The sequence below is a fragment of the Kitasatospora sp. NPDC007106 genome (assembly GCF_040634455.1).
In the GTDB taxonomy this organism is placed as follows: domain Bacteria; phylum Actinomycetota; class Actinomycetes; order Streptomycetales; family Streptomycetaceae; genus Kitasatospora; species Kitasatospora arboriphila.
In genome coordinates, this window is record NZ_JBEYFP010001343.1 from 1 (window position 1) to 1,204 (window position 1,204).

A 1,204-nucleotide genomic window follows, 5' to 3' on the forward strand; every position below is an offset into this window, starting at 1 on the left:
GGCGAATCCCGACGCGGCGGTACTCCGGGCGATCGTCGAAAACGCCTTCGCCGCCCTCTCCTGACGTCACGACACCAGGGCCACCGACCACGGTGGCCCTTTCGCCGGCCCAATAGATGAACAACCACTCAAGAATGAGGTGCGCGCATGAAGGCCATCGTCATATCCACCCACGGCGGCCCCGAGGTGCTCACGATCACCGAACTGCCCGATCCCGTCCCTGCCGACGGCGACGTCCTCATCCGGGTCAAGGCCTTCGGCCTCAACCACGCCGACGCCTACATGCGCAGCGGCGCCTGGGGACAGGTCGCCGCCGTCCCCGGCATCGAGTGCGCCGGACTTGTCGAGGCGGACCCCTCGGGGAACCTCCCGGCAGGGACGAGGGTGGTGGCGATCCTGGGAGGCATGGGCCGCACTCGCAACGGCAGCTACGCGGAACTGGTGACCGTGCCGGCCACCAACGTGGTGGCCGTGCGGTCCCGGCTGCCGTGGACCGACCTGGCCGCGGTGCCCGAGGTGTACGCGACGGCGTACAGCGCCCTGCACGGCAACCTCGCCCTCAAGCCCGAGGAGACACTGCTGGTCCGAGGCGCGACCTCCTCCCTCGGACAGGCCGCCGTCAACCTGGCCGTCCAACACGGCGCCCAGGTGATCGCCACCACCCGCAACCCGGCACAGGTGCCCCTGCTCAAGGAGATCGGCGCCACCGACGTCCTCGTCGACGACGGCCACCTGTCACCCGAGGCCGCACGCCGGGGCATGGCCGTCGATGCACTGCTCGACGTCGTCGGCAACACCGTGCTCCGCGACTCGCTGGCCACCGTTCGCCCGCGCGGACGCGTCTGCCAAGTCGGCTTCCTCGGCGGATTCGCACCGGTGACGGACTTCGACCCCGTCGCCGACCTGCCCAGCGGAGTCCAGCTCAGCTTCTTCGGCAGCGCCTTCGTCCTGGGAAGCCCGGCCTTTCCGCTCACGGACATCCCCCTGGACGACATCTTCGCCGCCGTCGAGGCCGGCACCCTGCGGGCCCGCCCCACCCGGGTGTTCCACTTCGGCGAGATCGTGGAAGCTCACCGGCTGATGGAGGCCGGCCAGGCGTTCGGCAAGATGGTCGTCACGCTGGAGCCGCCGTCGACCGACTGAGTGCCAGGACGCCCTGCGGAGTGCCTCGGCCCGGGGGACGGTGTGTCAGCATGCGGTGGGC

The 1,204-nt window shown here is 70.5% G+C and carries 1 protein-coding gene; it reads left to right on the forward strand.

From position 1 onward, the window contains the following. Positions 1–147: 147 nt before the first annotated feature. On the forward strand, positions 148–1,143 hold the full coding sequence (locus tag ABZ641_RS38350) for a zinc-binding dehydrogenase (protein ID WP_359989290.1): 996 nt from the start codon (positions 148–150) through the stop codon (positions 1,141–1,143). The last annotated feature ends 61 nt before the right edge of the window (positions 1,144–1,204 follow it).